This is a genomic window from Arthrobacter sp. MYb224, from assembly GCF_002975455.1.
Taxonomy (GTDB): Bacteria; Actinomycetota; Actinomycetes; order Actinomycetales; family Micrococcaceae; genus Glutamicibacter.
In genome coordinates this window covers 373814-392731 of sequence record NZ_PCPU01000002.1, presented here as the reverse complement: position 1 = coordinate 392731, position 18918 = coordinate 373814, and the positions used below count along the sequence as shown (strand labels likewise).

Sequence of the window (18918 nt, the reverse complement as noted above, 5' to 3'; positions counted from 1 at the left end):
CCAGGTGAGGTGCTCATGGCACCTCGCCTGGCGGGTTGATTTCACCGCCTAGTCCAGCAGCATGGCCGGTTCTTGCATAATCGAGGCGACGTCGGCCATGAAGCGGGCCGACAGGTCGCCGTCAACCACGCGGTGGTCGAAGGAGCCACCGAGGGTGGTGATCCAGCGGGGCACCACCTCGCCGTCGACAACCCATGGCTTCTGGCGGATCGTGCCGAAGGCGACGATCGCTACCTCGCCCGGGTTGATGATCGGGGTTCCGGTATCAATGCCCAACACACCGATATTGGTGATGCTCAACGTGCCGTCGCGCATTTCTTCCGGGCTGGTCTTGCCTGCTCGGGCCGTGGTGGCCAGCTCGTTGAGGGCGATCGCGAGCTCTCGCATGTTCAGCTCTTGGGCATTCTTGATATTCGGAACCAGCAGCCCACGCGGGGTGGCCGCGGCGATGCCGAGATTCATGAAGTGCTTCTGGTGGATCTCCGCACCATTCTCGGTCTCCACCCAGGAGGCGTTGACCGAGGGGTTGCGCGCCGCGGCCCAGATCACTGCGCGGGCCAGCACCAGCAACGGGGAAACCTTGATGCCTTCGAAGTCGCGGGACTTCTTCAGCCGCTGCACGTACTCCATGGTGCGGCTTGCGTCCACGTCCACGAAGATCGAAACGTGCGGGGCGCTGAAGGCGGAATCCACCATGGCCTTTGCGGTGGCCTTGCGCACCCCGCGAACCTGGGTGCGTTCGATGAGCGCGCCGCCTTCGGCTCCGTGCCCCCAGTAGGTTGGTGCCGCGTCGCGCTCGGCTTCGCGCTGGCCCTGGTAGCTGTTGACGTCTTCGCGGGTGACCTCACCCTGCACGCCGGTACCGACGATCTCGTTGATGTCCACGCCAAGATCCTTGGCGAGCCGGCGCACCGGAGGCTTTGCAAGCACCCGGTCGACAAAGTTGGCCATGGCGGGCTTGCGGCGGTCGACCTCGCGGGCCACCGCCTGGCCCAGACCCTGGGCGCGACGCGAGATCGTATCTGCCAGGCCGGCGGCGCTGGCGCTCCCGCGAGGCGGGGTGGGCCGCGCAGCTGCGGCCGAAGGCGCCGGACGGCTGGTGCGCTTGCGGCGTACCGCGGAGTCGGCTGCCGGGCCGGAGCCCACCAACGGGCCGGGCTCCTCGGAGGCCACCGGGGTTTCGGTGTTGGCGGCTTCCAATGGTTCGGGGACACCGGTAGGTGGCACCGGGTCGCCTTCTTCGTTGATGGTGATCAGCGGCTGGCCCACCAATACGGTGTCGCCTTCGCCCGCGTGCAGTTCGGTGACTACCCCGGCAAAGGGGCAGGGAAGCTCGACCAGCGATTTGGCGGTTTCGATTTCCACGAAGATCTGGTTGACCTCGACGGTGTCTCCCACGGAGACCTTCCAGGAGGCGATATCGGCTTCGGTTAGCCCCTCGCCCACATCGGGAAGATTAAAGACAGTCATGTTTTTCTCCTTGGTTCCTTAGCGCTTAGTAAGCGAAGGACCGGTCGAGGGCTTCGAGCAGCTTGTCGATGTCCGGCAGGTACTGGGATTCGACCTTCGAGATGGGGTATGGCATGTGGAATCCACCTACGCGAAGCACAGGTGCTTCCAGGGACAGGAAGGCGCGTTCGGAAATGCGCGCGGCGATTTCGCCACCGAGACCGCCAAAGGTCGGCGCTTCGTGGGTGATGATCAGCCGTCCGGTCTTCTGCACCGATTCGGTGATGGTGTCGAAATCGATCGGCGAGAGCGAACGCAGGTCGATCACCTCAACCGAGCGGCCGTCCTCGCGGGCGGCTTCCGCGGCAGCCAGCGCGATGGGAACCAGCGGGCCGTAGGCGACGATGGTCGCGTCTTCTCCAGGGTGGACTATCTGAGCCTTGAATGCGTCCAGCGCCGGAGCTTCGGTATCAACCTCGCCCTTGAGCCAGTAGCGGCGCTTGGGTTCCAGGTAGATGACCGGATCCTTGCATTCGGCGGCCTGCTGGATCATCCAGTAGGCGTCGTGCGCGTTGGAGGGGGTGATCACGCGCAAACCCGCGGTATGCACGAACAGGGCTTCCGGGGATTCGGAGTGGTGCTCAATGGAACCGATGCCGCCGCCGTAAGGAATGCGGATGACCACAGGCACGGTCAGCCGCCCCTCGGAGCGGGCATGCATCTTGGCCAGCTGGGTGGTGATCTGGCTGAAGGCGGGGAAGACGAAGCCGTCGAACTGGATTTCCACCAGCGGACTGTGCCCCCGCAGTGCCATGCCGACCGCGCCGCCCACGATTCCGGCTTCACCCAGTGGGGAATCGATCACCCGGTGGGCACCGTACTTGTCGATCAGCCCTTCGGTGATTCGGTACACGCCGCCGAGGCGTCCGATATCTTCACCCATGAGGATGGCGCGGTCATTGGATGCAAGCACCTTGTCCAAGCCGTTGGTGATGGCCTTGGCAAGAGTCATGGTTGTCGTCAATTTATTTCTCTCCCTGTCCGGCTTCGTCCGCGAACCCGGCTTCGTAGTCCAGATGCCATTGCAGTTCTTCCTGGACTAGTGGGTGAGCTTCGGCGTACACCTGCTCAAAGGACTTGGACAGCGGCGGAACGGGGAAGGCCATGGCGTCCTTGCGGACCTGAGCGGCCATCGCGTTTCCGTCCCGTTCGAGTTGTTCGAAGAACGCTTCGTCGACGATGTTGCTCTCTCGCAGGTAGGTTTCCATGCGGATCAGCGGATCCTTCGGCGCCCAGGCCAGCTCTTCTTCGCTCTGGCGGTACTTGGTCGGGTCATCTGCGGTGGTATGCGCGCCCAGGCGGTAGGTAACCGCTTCGATCAGCACCGGTCCCTTGCCGCTTCGCGCATGCTCCATGGCCCAGCGGGTGACCGCCAGGACCGCCAGCACGTCGTTGCCGTCCACGCGGATTCCCGGCATTCCGTAGCCAGCGGCGCGGGTGACCAGCGGGACCTTCGATTGAACTTCGAATGGCACCGAAATGGCCCACTGGTTGTTCTGGCAGAAGTACACCACCGGTGCGTCGAAGGAGTTGGCGAAAACCATCGATTCGTGGGTTTCGCCTTCGGTGGAGGAGCCGTCGCCGAAGTAGGTCAGCACCGCGTCACCCTGTTCGGCGCGTTTCGCTTCATCCCAGCCATGCTGTTCAAGATTAATCGCCATGCCGTAGCCGGCGGCATGCGGCAGCTGGGCGGCAAGCACCATGGTGTACATGTGGAAGTTGTTTTCCCGCGGGTCCCAACCGCCGCCGGAGATGCCGCGGAACAAGCGAAGCATCTCGGAGAAGGAGACATTGCGGGTGAGCGCAACACCGTGTTCGCGGTAGGTCGGGAAGATGTAGTCCTTCGGGCGGGTGGCTCGGCCCGAACCGATTTGCGCCGCTTCCTGCCCACGCAGCGGGACCCAGAGGCAGAGCTGACCTTGGCGTTGCAGGGCCGTGGCTTCTTGGTCAAACCTGCGGGTCAACGCCATGTCGCGGTAAAAACCACGCAACATGTCATCGTCAACATCGCCCAAATACGAATCATAAGTTTCGTTGGGCAGACGCTGGCCTTCCGGGGTCAGAATCTGAATCAGATCCTGGTCCGTTGCCTCGGTTGCGGCACGCGGCATAAAACTTCCTTCGATCAATTATATGCCCCACAAGGAATACATTCCCTATGGGACATATAGCGGCTTAACTAATGAACAGCCTATATCTCAAGGCGTCTAAAACGCGAGAATTAGAAGCAGGTCAGCTCTGCTTTAAATCGAGAGAATTCTTGCATAATTCAATGATCCGGTCGTTGGCCGCTGCCTCGGCAATCGAGATCCGCACGCCCTCACCGGCAAACCCGCGAACCGACAGCCCTTGGCTCTGGGCTCGTTCGGTGAAAGCCTGGGTGTTTCCGCCTAGCGGCAACCACACGAAGTTCGCCTGGGTTGCCGGGAAATCCCAGCCCAGCGCCTTCAACGCAGCCACCACGCGTTCGCGCTCCTGCACCAAGGTGTTGACCCGCTCAAGCACCTTATCGATATTTTCCAAGGAGGCGACGGCGGCATCTTCCGCCACTGAAGAGACCGCAAATGGTGTGGCGACGACACGAATATTGTCGGTGATTTCCGGGTGCGCGACGCTGTAGCCAACCCGCAGATTCGCCAGGCCGTGGGCCTTGGAGAACGTGCGCAACAACACCACGTTTTCATTCTCGCGGTAGGTGTTGACTCCGTCCACCGCTTCGGGATCGCGCACAAACTCGATGTACGCCTCGTCCAGCACGATCAGCACATTGCGCGGCACTCTCGTTATGAAGTCATCGACCTCGCTCTGGGTCAGGATCGGGCCGGTGGGGTTGTTCGGCGTGCAAAGCAAGATGACCGAGGTATTTTCGTTGACTGCTTCGATCATCGATTCAAGATCGTGGCGGCCATCTTCCAGCACGGGAATTTCTACCGGCAGCGCGCCTGCGCTCTGCACCAAAATTGGGTAGGCCTCGAAGGAGCGCCATGCATAGATAACCTCGTCTTGGACGCCGTCTTCGTTCTGACCGGCAAAGGTCGTCAGAATCTGCGCCAGCGCGCCGAGCGATCCTGCACCGGTGACGACATCTTCGGCTGGTACGTCGAGGTAATCGCTGAGGCTCTCGCGCAGTTTCGTGGAGAGGCTGTCCGGATAGCGGTTCAGCGCGTCCTGTTCCATGACCGCCCGACGCACCTCATCCAATGGGCCAAAAGGGATCTCATTGGAGGACAACTTGAAAGATTCAAGTCCTTCGATTGCTGTCGGTGGTTTGCCGGCGGCGTATTTTGGCAAGCGCGCAACTACTGAACGAGGTTGCACCAAATCTTGGGTCACGGGGTTCTCACTCATACATCAAAGCCTAGCCCTCGGTAGGTCAATCGGCAGATTCTTTGCTCACCGGGCTTCCAGTCTTTTATGGCAAAGTTGTCTCATGAGCTTTTTGATTCGAGTCATTGTTAATGCATTGGCCCTTGCCGCAGCGGTATGGATTGTCCCCGGAATCCAGATCAGCGCCATCAGCGAAGGCCTCCTTGGATCCGCGATCGCCTATTTGATCGTGGGCGTGATCTTTGGCCTGATCAACGCGTTGGTGCGGCCAATAGTCTCGTTCTTCTCGATGCCGATCACTTGCCTCACCTTGGGCCTGTTCACCGTGATCATTAATGCGCTGATGCTGATGCTGACCAGCTGGCTGACTCAGTTCACGCCGGTGGGCCTTAGCATCGACGCATTCTGGTGGGACGCCATTGTCGGCACCATCATCATCTCGATCGTTTCGGCAGTCCTCGGCTTTTTCGTTGGCAAGGAAAAGCGCTAAGCGCTAGCGGGCTGAGCCGTATTTCTCTTCCTCCCAGTTTTCATGCTTAGTGTTTCGCGGGCGCTCTTTGCGTTCGATCTTGAATTTGCGAAATTTCAAAGGTCCCGGAGGAAGCCCGAATTCCCGCAGATTCTCGTGCAGATCCGGGATCGGGTTCTCCACCAGCTCTTCGAGATGGTCTCCGTAATTATCTAGGTCGTGCGGTTTGCCGAACAACCCCTCGTCGAGCTGTTCCTCAAACCTCGGACCGTCAAATTTCACGGTGATTTGATCCTTTTTGCGTTTGTTCTCCACCCCGTCGGTGCCAGGAACCATGTCTTTGGAATCCTCAATCGACAGGCTTCGAATGTCCTCGGGAAGATCTATGTGGCCAATGGGAGAACCGAGGGTCAGCATCTTTTCCATCTTGAACTTCTTGCGCAAGAACCTGTTCTTCATCAGATTCGCAATATGAATCCCGCCTTGCGAGTACCCGCTGAGGATCACCTCGTCGCCCTCGCGGGCGCCAGTGATGTGCAGGGCCTCGCTGATCGGTCCGGCGAAGTTCTCCGATTCGAGGCTGAACGCATCGATGATGCCGTAGGTGTCAAAGGGATTATTGCCATTGCCCTCCCCCTGAGTCCCGGGAAGAATGACGAGATAAACGTTCTCTCCATCTTGCTCGGCCTCGGCGATCAGAATCTGCCCATCATCACTGGGTCCCGCATCGTTGAGAATCTTATGAAGCTGGTAGTAGCCGTTCAGCGTGCCGTCGATCTCAACCTGTTCCACCGGTTGGGCGTCGCCGAGGTGCAGTTCCTTGCTCCGCAATGGCCCCCAGGTAGAGATGAAATCGGCCAGTTTTTCGGTCGTTTCGTGCATCATCAAGGGCTGCGGGCGCGCAAAGCCAAACCGGTCCCGTGGCGAAGAGAGCAAAACAAAGAGCTTGAGCAGCGTTTCCATGTCGGTGGTTGGCGGGCGGGAATCGTTGTTGCGCGTGCTGTTCCAAGCGTCCAGCAGAATCTGCCATTTGGCAGAGACCAGAATCGAGTTCTCGATTCTGGTCTCTGCCCTGACGTAGTTCTCGATTGCTGCGTGCACCTTCTCCTCCAACCTCCGGGCGTCGATCACGGCCTCGGCCGCGTGGTGGTAGCCGGTGCGTAATTTGTCCGCCAGCATCCCCAGTGAATAGCCACGGTTACCGATTCCATTAATCCAGCATTGGGTTTGCGCTTCTCGCTGGCATTCTTGCGCGCGCACCGAGGCTCTCAGCAATTGCGTCTCCACACTTTGGAGTTGCCCGTAGACTTGTTGGCAAATTTGAGCCGATTGGGCGTAATCCAAGGCGTTGTAATTGACGTCATATCCCATGGCTAGGAAGCCATTCGCTGATTGAGGATCTCCGCTTCCAACGCGTTCATCTCCCCGATGGCCAACGACAGATAGGACTCGGCTTCGCCCAGCGCTTTGGTAAGTCCCACGAGCCTGTCACTGAGTTGGCTCACCTCGGAGGCAAAGGCCTTGCCTGCCGAAGATCTCCAAGTCAGCGAACCGATTGAAGAGAGCTGTTCGATGGCGAAACGCGTTGTTGACTGGGCGTCATCCAGCTGGAAGGCCACCGAATCCAGGGTCGCCTGAAACATCATGATTAGCTCCCACCCGTCATTCTCCACCGGCGAATCGGTGAAAATCTGCCTTCATCTTCACCCTGCTGCTGCCTCTTTCGGCCCGTTTGGGCACCGGCTGTGGAAAGAAGGATGTGTGTAAAAGATGTGATGTGCACGCAGTGATGAAAGAATATGAACATGGCTGAGATTGCGCGCACTTCCCTTGCTAATGAACCCCTGGCACTTGGTGCCCTCGATGGACGCTACCGCAGCGCGGTGGCACCGTTGGTTGACTACCTTTCCGAAGCGGCGCTGAACCGCGATCGTGTTCACGTGGAGATCGAATGGTTGATCCACCTGGCCGAGAACTCCGTGCTGCCGGGCACCTCCCCGTTCACCGCCGATCAGCAGGCTGCCCTGCGCAAGATCGTCACGGACTTCAACGCCGAGTCGGTGAAGGAACTGGCCGAGATCGAGGCCGTCACCGTCCACGACGTGAAGGCAGTCGAGTACTACATCGCTAACCGCCTGGACGCTATCGGCATTGGCAATCTGAAGCCGCTGGTGCACTTCGGCTGCACTAGCGAAGACATCAACAACCTCTCCTACGCTCTGGGCGTCCAGGGCGGAGTCACCCAGGTGTGGTTGCCTGCGGCCCGCGATCTGGTGGCCCAGCTGACCAAGATGGCCGAAGAGTCCCGCGACGTTCCGATGCTTTCACGCACCCACGGCCAGCCGGCAACCCCAACCACCTTGGGCAAGGAACTGGCAGTTCTTGCCTGGCGCCTGACCCGCCAGCTGGACCGCATCGAGAAGACCGAGTACCTGGGCAAGATCAACGGCGCCACCGGCACCTACGCCGCCCACTACGCCTCGGTTCCCACCGCTAACTGGCAGCAGGTTTCGCAGACCTTCGTCGAGCACCTGGGACTGACCTGGAACCCGCTGACCACCCAGATCGAATCCCACGACTGGCAGGCAGAGGTCTACGCCGACATCGCACGCTTCAACCGCATCCTGCACAACCTGTGCACCGATGTGTGGAGCTACATCTCCATCGGCTACTTCGCACAGATCCCTGTGGCCGGAGCAACCGGCTCCTCGACCATGCCGCACAAGGTGAACCCGATCCGCTTCGAGAACGCCGAGGCGAACCTGGAGATCTCCAACGGCCTGCTCGACACCCTGGGTGCCACCCTGGTCACCAGCCGCTGGCAGCGCGACCTGACCGACTCCTCCTCGCAGCGCAACATCGGCACCGCCATCGGCCACTCGGTGCTTGCCATCTCGAACGCCGCCAAGGGCCTGGATCGCTTGGACGTCGCCGAGGCGGTACTCGCAGAGGATCTGGACCACAACTGGGAGGTGCTCGCCGAGGCCATCCAGATGGTCATGCGCGCCGAATCCATTGCCGGCGTTGCAGGCATGGACAATCCTTACGAGCGCCTGAAGGACCTGACCCGCGGACAGCGCGTGGACGCGGCCCGTTTGAAGGAATTCGTTGGCGAGCTGGGCTTGTCGGCGGACGCCGAGGCTCGTCTGCAGCAGATGACCCCGGGCAGCTACACCGGCATCGCCTCTGAGCTGGTTGACCACCTGCAGAAGTAACCCGCAGCGTTTTACGCGGTTCTTACCGTGCTTTGAAGAACACCCTCTGCAATGGCCGGGGGTGTTCTTCAATATTTTCACGCCGCTGGTAGTTTCTCCGGCAAGTGGCTACCGCGTGTAGCCGTAGAACCCGGTGCCGGATTTACGTCCGATTTTTCCCGCAGCAACCAGTGCCGTGATGCGTTCGTTGGGTGCATCCACTGCGTTGCCGGTTTCCTCGTAAGTCGCTTGGGCGATGAAGTCGATGACGTCGAGCCCAACCATGTCCATCAGTGCGAACGGGCCCATCGGATGGCCCAGCGCGGTGCGCGCCGTGGTGTCGATGTCCTCGATGCTTGCGATGCCCTCATCGGCCAGGAACAGCGCTTCGCGCTGCATCGCACCCATCAGGCGGTTGGCGATGAACCCGGGGATTTCGCGGTTGATCAGCACCGGCTCCTTGCCCAGCCGGCGGGCCAGGCCCATGGCGGCCTGAACCGTGGCGTCGCTTGTTGCTCCGTGGCGCACCACCTCGACACACTTCATGACCAGCGCCGGGTTGAAGAAGTGCATATTGCACACCTGCGCCGGACGCCCTGTGGCCTCCGCGACCTTGGAGGATCCCAGGGTGGAGGAGTTCGTGGCCAGAATGGCATGGGCCGGGGTCAGCACGCCCAGCTGCTCGAAGATCTGCGTCTTGATGTCCAGACGCTCGGTGGCAGCCTCGATCACAAAGTCCGCGCCGGAGGCCGCGGTGTTCAAGTCCGTGCTGTAGGCCAGTGCATCCAACGCAGCGCCGGCATCGCCCTGCCCCAGCTTGCCTTTGGCTACCCGGGAATCGGCCCAGCTCTTGTGTTCGGTGCGTGCCGCGGTCAGGCCATCGAGGGAGATATCTTGGAGGGTTGTGGAGTAGCCGGCCAGAGCCGCGCTCATGGCTATCTGACGTCCCATGGTCCCGGCGCCAATGACCAGGATGTTAGAAATGCCCTCTACGCCGCTACTTGTATTCATAGTTGAATCCGTTTGTTCATAGGTTGTTCGCCGGTGCGGCGATTTGTCGGTAGTTGGTCGGGGCACCCGCGGGCTAGACCTTGCCGTGCAGCGCTTCGTCCGCCAGCAATGCAGCATCGAGCAACGATTCCCCGGCATCCTGGTGCTTCTTGATCAGTTCTCCCCATTGGTTCAGGACCGCCATGCTTTGCCGAATGAAGCTTTCTGCCGCCGGATTCAACGAGCCAGCACGGTGCACGATTCCGTAGTCTGTGCGAATCGTGGGTTCCGTTTCGACGACCACTGCTCCCAGTTTCTTCGCGAGCACGGCAAGCCGAATCGGCAGGAACGCGTTTGCACTGCCGTTCAGCACCAGGGCCAGCTGCGCGTGCCGGGTGGGCACGTAGGCTCTGATCCGACCGGTGATGCCTTGCTCTCGAAGTGCCGCTGCGACGATGTCGTTTTCTCGGTGCGCTAAGTTGCTCACTGCCATTGGCAGCGAGTGCAGCCCGGACAACGCGACCGGCTGGTATGCCGGGAGCGTGGTGCCCGGTGGCATGACCAGCATCATCCGCTGGACACCGCATTGGATCGTTTGCAAGTTTTCGACTGGAATCGGGAAAGTGGTGAATCCGATTTCGCAGTGCCCGTTGAGCACTTCTTCACAGAGCTCTGCAACATCTGCATACTCGGTCATGTCGATCCGAATCTCAGGGTAGTGCTTGGTGAACGATCCGCTCCAGGCAGCCACGGCCTCGCTGGACATCTCGGGCATCGTGCCGATCGTGATAGAACCTACGGACATCTCGAGGGCCCCATGCATGAGGTCCTTCGTGGAAAGGACCTCTCCGAGGATTCGGCGAACCGGGTCAACAAGAAGCCGGCCCGCCGAATTCAACACGATGTTGCGCCCCGTCCGGTGAAACAGCTCGAGCTTGAGTTCGCGCTCAAGCTGCCTGATGCTCTGGGATATCGTTGCCTGCGCAACGTGCAGGTTGACGGCAGCGCGGTTAACGCCGTTGTGCTCGACAACGGCCAAGAAATACTCGAGCTGGCGAATCTCCACAATTTTCTCCTTGGCTTCAGACGGTTTTGCGCGTTGGCAGGGCTACGCGCGGTAGCTATTCGGGAGCTTCCCGTCGATCTTCCCTTGTCGAATCATAGCTACGGCAAGATTGCGTTCGTGAATTGGCGAGGACCCCTCGTAGATGCGCAGCGCGCGCACGTCGCGCCACATACGCGGGATCGGATGGTCGCCGACAATTCCCTCGCCGCCGAGCAGCTGGAGGCACTTGTCGGCAACGCGGCCAGCCATTTCGGAGGCGAAGAGCTTGGCCGCGGCGATCCGGTGGCGAGGGACATCTCCCTCGTCGAAGGAGCGTGCTCCTTCCATGACCAGCGCACGGGCGGCCTCGACCTCGGCGAAGCACTCGCCCAGCACGGCCTGGACGGCTCCCAGGTCGGACAGCGGGGCGTTGAACTGTTTGCGGCTGCTGACATGGCTGGTGGTTTCTTCGAGTATGCGCGTTGCCTGGCCAACACAAGTTGCTGCCACGTGGAGCCGGGCGTGGTTGATACCGCGCAGCGCCATAGTCAGTCCCTGTCCTTCGCCGCCGGCTCCGCCTAACAAGTGTCTGGCGGGCACCGAGACGTTGTTGAGGTGGATTTCGCCGACCGGTGCCTCGGCATGGCCGTTCATGCGGGTGGGCAGCGAAGTGGTGACTCCGGGCAGCGTGGCGTCAACGATCAGCGCGGAAACGCCTTTGGCGCCCGAGATCGACTGGTTGGTGCGTGCAAAAACCACGAAGGCATCAGCCCATCCGGCGTTGGTGATGTATCGCTTCTCGCCGTTGAGCACGTAGCGTTCGTGCTCAAGGGTCGCGGAGGTGGTGAGCTGCGCCGCATCGGATCCGGCCCCTTCCTCGGTCAGCGCGAATGCAGTGACCAGTTCGCCGGCGGCCATCTTGGGCAGCAGGTTGCCCCGTTGTTCTTCTGTGCCGTGGTCGAGGATCGCTTGGGAGCACAAACCGATGACCGTGGAGAATCGTGAACGGTAGACGCAGGAGGCCCTCGTGAATTCGAGTGTCAGCAGAACTTGCTGTTCCATGTTCCATTCCAGCCCGCCGTATTTGCGAGGGATGGAGATGCCGAAAAGCCCTACCTCCGCCATGCGTTTGAGCAGGCGCTCGGGGACGGCGCCGGCCTGGACCATCTCGTTTTCCGCGGGAATCAATTCCCGCTCGGTGAATTCCGCGATGAGCTTGCGATACTCATCAAATCCGTATTCGAATATCTCGGGGTTGATCATGAATGTAGTTCCTTACTTACGTGCATGTTGCGAGGTACCGGCTGCGGCAATCGGTGGCGTGGAGACTACACCGGCGACGTGCAGTGCTTCGATTTGCTCCTCCGTATAGCCCAGATCAGCAAGGATCCGAGTATTCTGCGCTCCGACTCGGGGCGCTTCGGCGGAGGAAGTCCTGCGCCACCCATCGAGTGTGAAGGGGACTCCCGGGGAGGTGTAATTTCCATTGCCGGATTCAACCGAGATCAGCACCTCTGATGCGACCAGATCTTGATCGATCACCAGTTCGTCGAAAGCACGGACCGCCCCGCAGACGATGCCGTTGGCCAGGAGCAGTTTGACGGCTTGGGCACGGGTGCTCGCGGAGAGTGCCTGCCCCAAACTGTCCAGGAGTGCTGAACGGTGGGCAACGCGGGACGGATTGTCGCTGAACCTCGGATCTTCAATGTATTCGGGGTGGCCAATGGCGTTGCAGAGCGCTGCCCACTTCTCACTCGTGTAAGCGGAAAGCACGATCATTCCATCGCTGACATGGACCAGATCCGCGGCGGGGGCCGCGTGTGCCTGGCCGTTTCCCTTGCGCCGTCCGGGCTGACCGGTGATGGTGAATTCGCCCCAAGTCGCTGCCTGCATGGAAATCGCCGCTTCCATCAAGGATGTTTGAACATGGGCCCCTTCCCGTGTGGTTGTGCGGGCGAAGAGCGCTGCCATGATGCCCGTGGCAAGCGAGTTTGCTGCTGCCACGTCAACTGCGGCGAAACCGATCCGCTGAGGTTCTCCACCTTCTTCACCTGTTGTCTGCATGATCCCAAATTCTGCCTGCGCAGCGATATCCAGTCCCGGACGATCGCTGGAGGGTCCACGAGTTCCAAACCCGGTCACCGAACCGTAGACAAGTGCTGGGTACTGCTCGCGCAAGGTTTCAGCGCCGAGTCCCAGCCGTTCTGCCGCCCCGGGGCGGAAGTTGTGAATCAGTACATCGGTTTCCGGGAGCAGCTGCTGGACGACAACACGTGCCTCGGGTTTCCTTAGATCCAGTGCCAAGCTTGCCTTGTCCCGGTTGTAGGCACGGATCATGGCTTCGCCAAAAACACCAATGCTGCGGGCTTGGTCACCGCTAATGTTCTCGACCTTGATGACTGTGGCACCGAGGTCCGACAGGATCTGGCCGGCGCCCGGGCCAGCAATGTACTGCCCAAAGTCCAGTACCCGGATTCCTTTCAACGGCCCAGCTTGCTGGTTCATGAACTGACCTGCTTTCGAGCTTCATACATTGCGGTGAGTTCTAGAAGCCGGGTCCGCGCCCGGGCTGGATTGAGCATCATTCCACCGGCGACCCCGAATACGCAGATGGTGATGCCAACGATCAAGAATCCGTTCGAATAGCCTTGAACGGAGGATGCTGCGCTTTCAACGATCAGACCCAGTACGTAGGGTGCAACCATTCCGGCGATCGAATAGGCAGCAATTATGCAACCGAAGAACGAGGCACGCTGGTGGGCCGGGAGGAAGTCCGAAGCACCTGCAAATCCGATGGAGAACGCCACCGAATTGATGGAGAATGCCGCGACGACCAGAACGAGCTGGAGCGGGCCAGCCGGGATCTGAGTAAACGTGATCATTGATGCTCCGGCGAACAGCAGGCAGGCAGCAGTCAGGAAAGAACGGGCCATTCTTGAGGAGTGGCCACGCTTCAATAGGTGTCCTGAGAGCAACCCGGCACCCAGTAGTACTACTACCGCCACAATATACGGGATCGTCACCAATACGCCGACACTTTCCATCGAGTACCCTAGGCCTTCATTCATGAAGGCAGGCAACCAGGAAACCTTCAGCGAGGTGATTAGATATCCGGCGAACGAAAGTAGCGCGAGACCCCAAAAGCTAGGTATCAATAGCAGACGGTAGAACGGGACGACAATATCGCCGTTGGGGTCTTCCTTGGCTGCCCTAGGCTCATTGGCTATTCGCCGCTTGCGGAAGGGAAGCTTGTCAGCATAGAAAAACCAGACGATGGCCCAGGTAATACTGATGCCCACCAAGAAGACGAAAGATGCGTGCCAATCCCAGGTCAGGATGATCCAAGTCAGAATCGGCGCTGCAAACAGGGGTCCGAGAGAAGAACCGGCATTGACCACAGCGCCTGCGGCAGCACGCTTTTCAGGGGGGAAAAGTTCGTGAACAATGGACTGGCATAGCGCGTGCGCGGGGCCTTCGAAGAAACCCAATGCGATCCGGCTTGCAAGCAATACACCAAAAGTTGTTTGAGCCGTCAGTGGCAACATTGTCAGAATCCAGGTGATCATCAAGATGCCGGCTGCCCAGTTATAAGAGATTCTACGGAACACTGCAGTGAGCGTGACCGCCCCGACCGCGAATAACCAGAAGAACGCGCTTGAAAGCAGCCCATACTGGCTTGCACTCAGGTTCATGCTTTCTCGAATCGGCGTACTCGCCAGCCCTATAGCCGCCTTATCGGCGAAATTGAGCATAAAGAAGATCAACAGCATCACGACGATGCCCCAGTTTCGCCTACTATTTGGCGTACTAGAAGCCCTGTCTTTTTGTTTTGGAGCAGCGGTGACGGCCATTTCGTTCTCCTTCGGACCTAGGTTCTGTGACTAGAGACACATGGTTTGCTCTCTCTATAAGTAGAGTCCAGGTTGCGGAGCGGTTCAACGGCCAAGTTGCTATCACACCGTTCGGTCACACCGAACGAACAACAAATCCAGTGCTCACCCGGCCCAATTGCACCGCACTTTAATGAGCGGCGAGTCGGGGTATGCCGAACGCCGAGCTAGCGGCCGAGCTAGGTTTGTCAGCATGCACGCTGCCAAACAGGCTGAAGACTGCATCCACAGGTGCCAACGATATCGTCTCGTCGTTCATCTCGTTGCTCGGGTCTAATATTTAAGATCGACCGTAGCGCTTTTCATTCTTCGCTGTATCCCTGCAGCACGATCGTCTCCATGAATCCCTGTCCGCTCGAACTTCACAACGCGCCGAATCCATTGCCGGCGTTGCAGGCATGGACAATCCTTATGAGCGCCTGAAGGACCTGACCCGCGGACAGCGCGTGGACGCGGCCCGTTTGAAGGAATTCGTTGGCGAGCTGGGCTTGTCGGCAGATGCCGAGGCTCGTCTGCAGCAGATGACCCCGGGCAGCTACACCGGCATCGCCTCTGAGCTGGTTGGCCACCTGAAGTAGCCTTCCGCTGCAGCATCCGTGAAACATCACTCACCCTCCCTCGAATCCTCCAGATGGTACATCGCTTAGACTTTAAGTGTTCATCACATCAAGGAAGAGGGACATGTTTCTCACAGTTCTCATCATCATTGGCATCCTGCTCGGGCTATTCTTCGTCTTCGGCAGCGCGGGCATGAAAGCCGGCACGAAGTCCAAGGGAAATGCCCGGTGGACCGGCATCGGCATCCTGGTCGTTTCGCTGGTTGTTCTCGGATTCGCCTCGGCCACCATCGTTCAGCCACGCACCGTCGGGGTGAAGATCGCCCTGGGCAAGCCCACCGCCGTCATCGGCAACGGCTTCCACCTCAAGGCGCCGTGGGAAACCGTGGAGAAGCTCGATGGGTCGGTCCAAAACGATGTGTACTCTTCGAACAGCGCCATCCCGGTCCGCCTGGGAAACAATGGCAAGGCGAACGTCGACGCCTCGATCCAGTGGCAGTTGAAGACCGACGACGCGATGTCCGTGTTCCTGGACTACCGCACCTTCGAAGGCATCCAGTCCAACCTGGTGGATCGTAATTTCCGTGCCGCATTGAACGAAGTCATGGCGAGCTACGACCCGCTGGCGTATACCGATCCAGCCGATGGAGGCCAAGATCTCGAGGGCCTGGCGACGTCCGTGCGGACCAAGATGCAGGAAAAGGTCGGCACCCAGATTGACATCCGCTCGGTAACCCTGCCGATCATCAACTTCGATGAGCCGACGCAGAATCGCATCAACGAGCTGCAGGCCGAAACTGCGAAGACCCGCATCGCCGAGCAGCGCAAGCAAACCAGCGCCGCCGAGGCCGAGGCCAACAAGATCCTCGAGCGGTCCATCACCCCCGAAACCCTGACATCCAAATGCTTGGACATCGTCGCAGAATCGGGCAAGAGCCCGATCGGCTGCTTCCCCGGCGGAGGCGTCCAGCCAATCACCATGGTCGGTGGCGACGAGGACAAATAACAACAAGACGCACGGCTCCGGTGGAGCCGTGCGTCTTGTTATGCAATTCCGGGTGGCTCCATTTTATCGATGCCACCGAGGTTTCGTGCCTTAGACCAATGCGGCCTTGAGCTCGCGGGCCGCGGTCGCCGGGTCGGCCGCGCCATAGATGGCGCCTCCGGCCACCGCCACCTGGGCCCCGGACTTCTGCACCTCGGCGATGGTGCTGATGCTGACCCCGCCGGCCACCGAGAACGGAACTGCTGCGATCGCCCCCGCGCTGAGCAGGCCAGTCAGGTCGTAACCGGGCTGTGCCTGCTCGTCCAAGCCGGCGTGGAACTCGACAAACTGAGCTCCCAACGCGATGACTTCCTTCGCACGGGCGGCCTTGTCCGCGATGCCGATCAGATCGACCACAATGCCCTTATTGCGCTCCTTGGCAGCCTTGACGGCGCCCGCGACGGTGGAGTCGTCTGCGCTGCCAAGCACGGAGACCAGATCCGCGCCGGCAGCGAAAGCGATGTCGGCTTCCAGCTCGCCGGCATCCATCGTCTTCATGTCGGCGAACACAATCTTGTCCGGGTGGGCGCTCTTGATCGCGGCAACCGCCGAGAGGCCCTCGGCCTTGATCAGCGGGGTGCCCAGCTCGATGATGTCGACGTATGGGGCGACCTTTGCCGCCAGCTCCAGAGCATCCTGGGTGGTCAGCAGGTCGATGGCAACTTGGATTTTCATGGTGATCTTCTTTCGGTTGTTGTGTTTTTCAAGGAGGATTCGCGGCCCGGGCTATTCCAGGTTGGCGTGCCGCAGCCACAGCTCTTCGGCCGGCAATTCCGTGCTGTTCCAAAGACAGTGGAATAGCGATTCGGTGAGCAGGAAGAGCGACTGCTCGAAGAGGCTGCCCGAGTACTGCTTGCTCTTCGCCGAACCGTGGTCCGTCTTGCGCGCGGCCGGCACCTGCACGATTGCGGTGGCCAGGTGCGCCAAGGGCGAGCCCGGGTCCGTGGTCACCGCGGCGACGCGCGCCCCGAGATCGGCTGCCGTCTGGGCGCTTCTGACCACCCCGGAGGTGGTGCCCGAGCCGGAGGCCACCAGCAGCAAATCCCCTTCGGTGATGGCCGGAGTGGTGATATCACCGGCCACGTGCACCGTGAGGCCCAGATGCATCAGCCGCATGGCAGCCATGCGCAGCACCAGGCCGCTGCGCCCGGCACCGGCGACGAAGATCCGCTTGGCCGAAATGGCCAGCTCGGCCACCGCGGCGACCTGGGCGGGATCGACGGCCTGCATGGTCTCAGCGATCTCCGCCTGAATCATTTCCTGCGCGGCTACAACATGATTTGCGGTGCTTGCCTCCGCCTTAGTTCGCAAAGTACCCAAGCCATTCCTCTCGATGGTCGCTTCGGTGCCCGTTGCGGGCCTCGCCGTGTCTACAATCCATCCTCACGGATCTGCCGGGTGGGCAATACGCCATCTTGTGACGGCTTTTCCTACCCATTCGGGTAGGCTGGCCAGGCTCGAATGGAATACACTCACTGTCATGGTTTCTCTCCACGAGCTCATTGGACGCGACCCGAATTCCGATGCCAGGCTCTGGGAGCTTCTCGATTCGCTGTCGCTGCTGGCTACCGCGCCGCTGCTGCAGATTGCCGAACGGCTGCATGCGTCCTTGCAGCCGTGGGTCAAATGCTCCGCGCTGCTGATCTTCACCGAGGAGTGCACCGGCCGGCCACAGAAGAAGGCGGGAAGCGAAGCAATCACCTCCCGGGTGACCATTGCCGAATTGGACCAGCTGCGCAGCTCCCACCCGGAGCAGGACCGGTGGCGGGGCACCGCAGGGATTGGCGGGGCCCCGCGCGAAGTCCTTGCCTTGCGCTATCCGCCGAGCAATGCGCTACTCGTGCTGACTGATCCGGTAGTGGTGCAGGAGCCTGCCGAGTCCGGCAGTTCTCGTGATCTGCTTGATTACCTCTGGCAGCTCACGGCAGCCCGGATCCGCGAAAAGGTCGCAGACGCGCCGCCCTCCTACTTGCGTGAATCGCGGGCCGTATCGGCCGAACGCACCCGGGTGACCACCGAACTGGTCGACCAGTACTCCACCAGCCTGGACCTTCTGCTGGCCACCCTGCGCAGCACGCAGCTCAGCGATGCGCTGGCACGAGCCAAGGCCACCGACCTGGCGGCGAAGACCCTGGTGGGCTTGCGGTCCCTCGATGACCGGATCAATGGCATGGCCGAGGAACCGGTGGGCAGCGCCTTTACCCGCTTGCGCGAGGACCTGCGCCCCTTGAGCGAATCCGGCGGAGTGGAACTGCAATTCATCGAGCCGCCCGCCGATGGCAGGGCCTTGCCCGGAGAAGTCGCCTACGCGGCGCGCTCGATCATGCGCGGGCTGGCGCTGGTCATGATGGATCAAGAACAGATCCACCGGATTCGTGCCCAATGGGACTGCGACGGGGAGAACCTGCTGATCAACATGCGTGACGACGGACGCGGCGCCATGGACCAAGCGTCTCCGACTATCGAGCGCCTGAACCGTCAGGTGCAAGCCCTGGCCGGGCGGATGGAGCTGGAAGTCATCTCCGAGTGGGGCACCGATGTCTCGATCGTGCTGCCGCTCGATGCGCCGCAGAGCATGCCCGCCGATCTGGCCCAATGGAAGCTGGCCGCCCGGGAATTCGAGGTGCTCCAACTGCTGGCGGCGGGGCAGGGAAACCGCGCGATCTCCGCAGCCCTGGGCATCAGCGAGAATACGGTGAAGTTCCATGTCCGCAACCTCTTCAAGAAGCTGGATGTGCGTTCGCGCGCCGAGGCAGCGGCGCTGGCCCATAGCCGCGGCGTGCCGGATGCCGCTAGCGGGAAGCGCTGGGGCGAGGCCCCTGGAACCGTCAAACGTCCACGAGCCGCAACGGAATAGGGGCCGGGGCAGCCTGATCGATGGCAGTGTTCCAT

The 18918-nt window shown here is 60.7% G+C and carries 18 protein-coding genes; 5 read left to right on the top strand and 13 right to left on the bottom strand.

Features of this window, described 5'->3' with window-relative positions:
- Positions 1 to 48: 48 nt before the first annotated feature.
- The 4 genes from CQ017_RS04985 to CQ017_RS04970 form a co-directional block, all read right to left on the bottom strand.
- On the bottom strand, positions 49 to 1470 hold the full coding sequence (locus CQ017_RS04985) for a dihydrolipoamide acetyltransferase family protein (protein WP_105552789.1): 1422 nt from the start codon (positions 1468 to 1470) through the stop codon (positions 49 to 51).
- Between the two features lie 25 nt (positions 1471 to 1495).
- Complete coding sequence (locus tag CQ017_RS04980; protein ID WP_105552788.1) at positions 1496 to 2461, bottom strand: alpha-ketoacid dehydrogenase subunit beta; 966 nt, start codon at positions 2459 to 2461, stop codon at positions 1496 to 1498.
- Positions 2462 to 2474: 13 nt separating this feature from the next.
- On the bottom strand, positions 2475 to 3620 hold the full coding sequence (gene pdhA, locus CQ017_RS04975; protein WP_105552787.1) for a pyruvate dehydrogenase (acetyl-transferring) E1 component subunit alpha: 1146 nt from the start codon (positions 3618 to 3620) through the stop codon (positions 2475 to 2477).
- A gap of 121 nt (positions 3621 to 3741) precedes the next feature.
- The gene (locus tag CQ017_RS04970; RefSeq protein ID WP_105552786.1) at positions 3742 to 4857 is read right to left on the bottom strand and encodes a histidinol-phosphate transaminase; all 1116 of its coding nucleotides are present in this window, start codon (positions 4855 to 4857) and stop codon (positions 3742 to 3744) included.
- 82 nt (positions 4858 to 4939) lie between these two features.
- Here CQ017_RS04970 and CQ017_RS04965 point away from each other — a divergent pair, with 82 nt between their 5' ends.
- The gene (locus CQ017_RS04965; protein ID WP_105552785.1) at positions 4940 to 5326 is read left to right on the top strand and encodes a phage holin family protein; all 387 of its coding nucleotides are present in this window, start codon (positions 4940 to 4942) and stop codon (positions 5324 to 5326) included.
- Positions 5327 to 5329: 3 nt separating this feature from the next.
- Here the strand turns inward: CQ017_RS04965 and CQ017_RS04960 are convergent, their stop codons facing one another.
- Entirely contained in the window at positions 5330 to 6592 is a 1263-nt protein-coding gene (locus tag CQ017_RS04960) for a hypothetical protein (protein WP_146112430.1), read from the bottom strand.
- Between the two features lie 86 nt (positions 6593 to 6678).
- On the bottom strand, positions 6679 to 6951 hold the full coding sequence (locus tag CQ017_RS04955) for a hypothetical protein (RefSeq protein WP_105649717.1): 273 nt from the start codon (positions 6949 to 6951) through the stop codon (positions 6679 to 6681).
- 159 nt (positions 6952 to 7110) lie between these two features.
- Between CQ017_RS04955 and purB the strand changes: the two genes are divergently transcribed.
- Positions 7111 to 8520, top strand: coding sequence for an adenylosuccinate lyase (gene purB, locus CQ017_RS04950; RefSeq protein WP_105552980.1), 1410 nt, complete (start codon positions 7111 to 7113; stop codon positions 8518 to 8520).
- Between the two features lie 108 nt (positions 8521 to 8628).
- On the opposite strand, the gene CQ017_RS04945 is transcribed toward purB, so the two are convergent.
- The 5 genes from CQ017_RS04945 to CQ017_RS04925 all read right to left on the bottom strand — a co-directional run bounded on the left by CQ017_RS04945 (position 8629) and on the right by CQ017_RS04925 (position 14385).
- The gene (locus CQ017_RS04945; RefSeq protein ID WP_105552782.1) at positions 8629 to 9510 is read right to left on the bottom strand and encodes a 3-hydroxyacyl-CoA dehydrogenase family protein; all 882 of its coding nucleotides are present in this window, start codon (positions 9508 to 9510) and stop codon (positions 8629 to 8631) included.
- A 73-nt stretch (positions 9511 to 9583) separates the two neighbouring features.
- Positions 9584 to 10555, bottom strand: coding sequence for a LysR family transcriptional regulator (locus CQ017_RS04940; protein ID WP_105552781.1), 972 nt, complete (start codon positions 10553 to 10555; stop codon positions 9584 to 9586).
- A 42-nt stretch (positions 10556 to 10597) separates the two neighbouring features.
- Positions 10598 to 11797: an acyl-CoA dehydrogenase family protein gene (locus CQ017_RS04935; RefSeq protein WP_105552780.1), complete on the bottom strand. Its 1200-nt coding sequence runs from the start codon at positions 11795 to 11797 to the stop codon at positions 10598 to 10600.
- A 12-nt stretch (positions 11798 to 11809) separates the two neighbouring features.
- Positions 11810 to 13039 (bottom strand): CaiB/BaiF CoA-transferase family protein, encoded by a 1230-nt coding sequence (locus CQ017_RS04930; RefSeq protein WP_105552779.1) that lies wholly within the window; start codon positions 13037 to 13039, stop codon positions 11810 to 11812.
- Positions 13036 to 14385 (bottom strand): MFS transporter, encoded by a 1350-nt coding sequence (locus CQ017_RS04925; protein WP_105552778.1) that lies wholly within the window; start codon positions 14383 to 14385, stop codon positions 13036 to 13038. The genes CQ017_RS04930 and CQ017_RS04925 overlap by 4 nt, the downstream gene beginning before the upstream one ends.
- 359 nt (positions 14386 to 14744) lie before the next feature.
- Between CQ017_RS04925 and CQ017_RS04920 the strand changes: the two genes are divergently transcribed.
- Together CQ017_RS04920 and CQ017_RS04915 are read left to right on the top strand one after the other, a co-directional pair.
- On the top strand, positions 14745 to 15002 hold the full coding sequence (locus tag CQ017_RS04920; protein WP_258133515.1) for a hypothetical protein: 258 nt from the start codon (positions 14745 to 14747) through the stop codon (positions 15000 to 15002).
- 103 nt (positions 15003 to 15105) lie between these two features.
- Positions 15106 to 15987: an SPFH domain-containing protein gene (locus CQ017_RS04915; RefSeq protein WP_105552777.1), complete on the top strand. Its 882-nt coding sequence runs from the start codon at positions 15106 to 15108 to the stop codon at positions 15985 to 15987.
- A 90-nt stretch (positions 15988 to 16077) separates the two neighbouring features.
- On the opposite strand, the gene hxlA is transcribed toward CQ017_RS04915, so the two are convergent.
- Together hxlA and hxlB are read right to left on the bottom strand one after the other, a co-directional pair.
- Entirely contained in the window at positions 16078 to 16701 is a 624-nt protein-coding gene (gene hxlA, locus CQ017_RS04910; protein ID WP_096286894.1) for a 3-hexulose-6-phosphate synthase, read from the bottom strand.
- 51 nt (positions 16702 to 16752) lie between these two features.
- The gene (gene hxlB / locus CQ017_RS04905; protein WP_105552979.1) at positions 16753 to 17283 is read right to left on the bottom strand and encodes a 6-phospho-3-hexuloisomerase; all 531 of its coding nucleotides are present in this window, start codon (positions 17281 to 17283) and stop codon (positions 16753 to 16755) included.
- A gap of 223 nt (positions 17284 to 17506) precedes the next feature.
- Here hxlB and CQ017_RS04900 point away from each other — a divergent pair, with 223 nt between their 5' ends.
- Positions 17507 to 18883 (top strand): response regulator transcription factor family protein, encoded by a 1377-nt coding sequence (locus CQ017_RS04900; RefSeq protein WP_105552776.1) that lies wholly within the window; start codon positions 17507 to 17509, stop codon positions 18881 to 18883.
- Positions 18884 to 18918 lie beyond the last annotated feature (35 nt).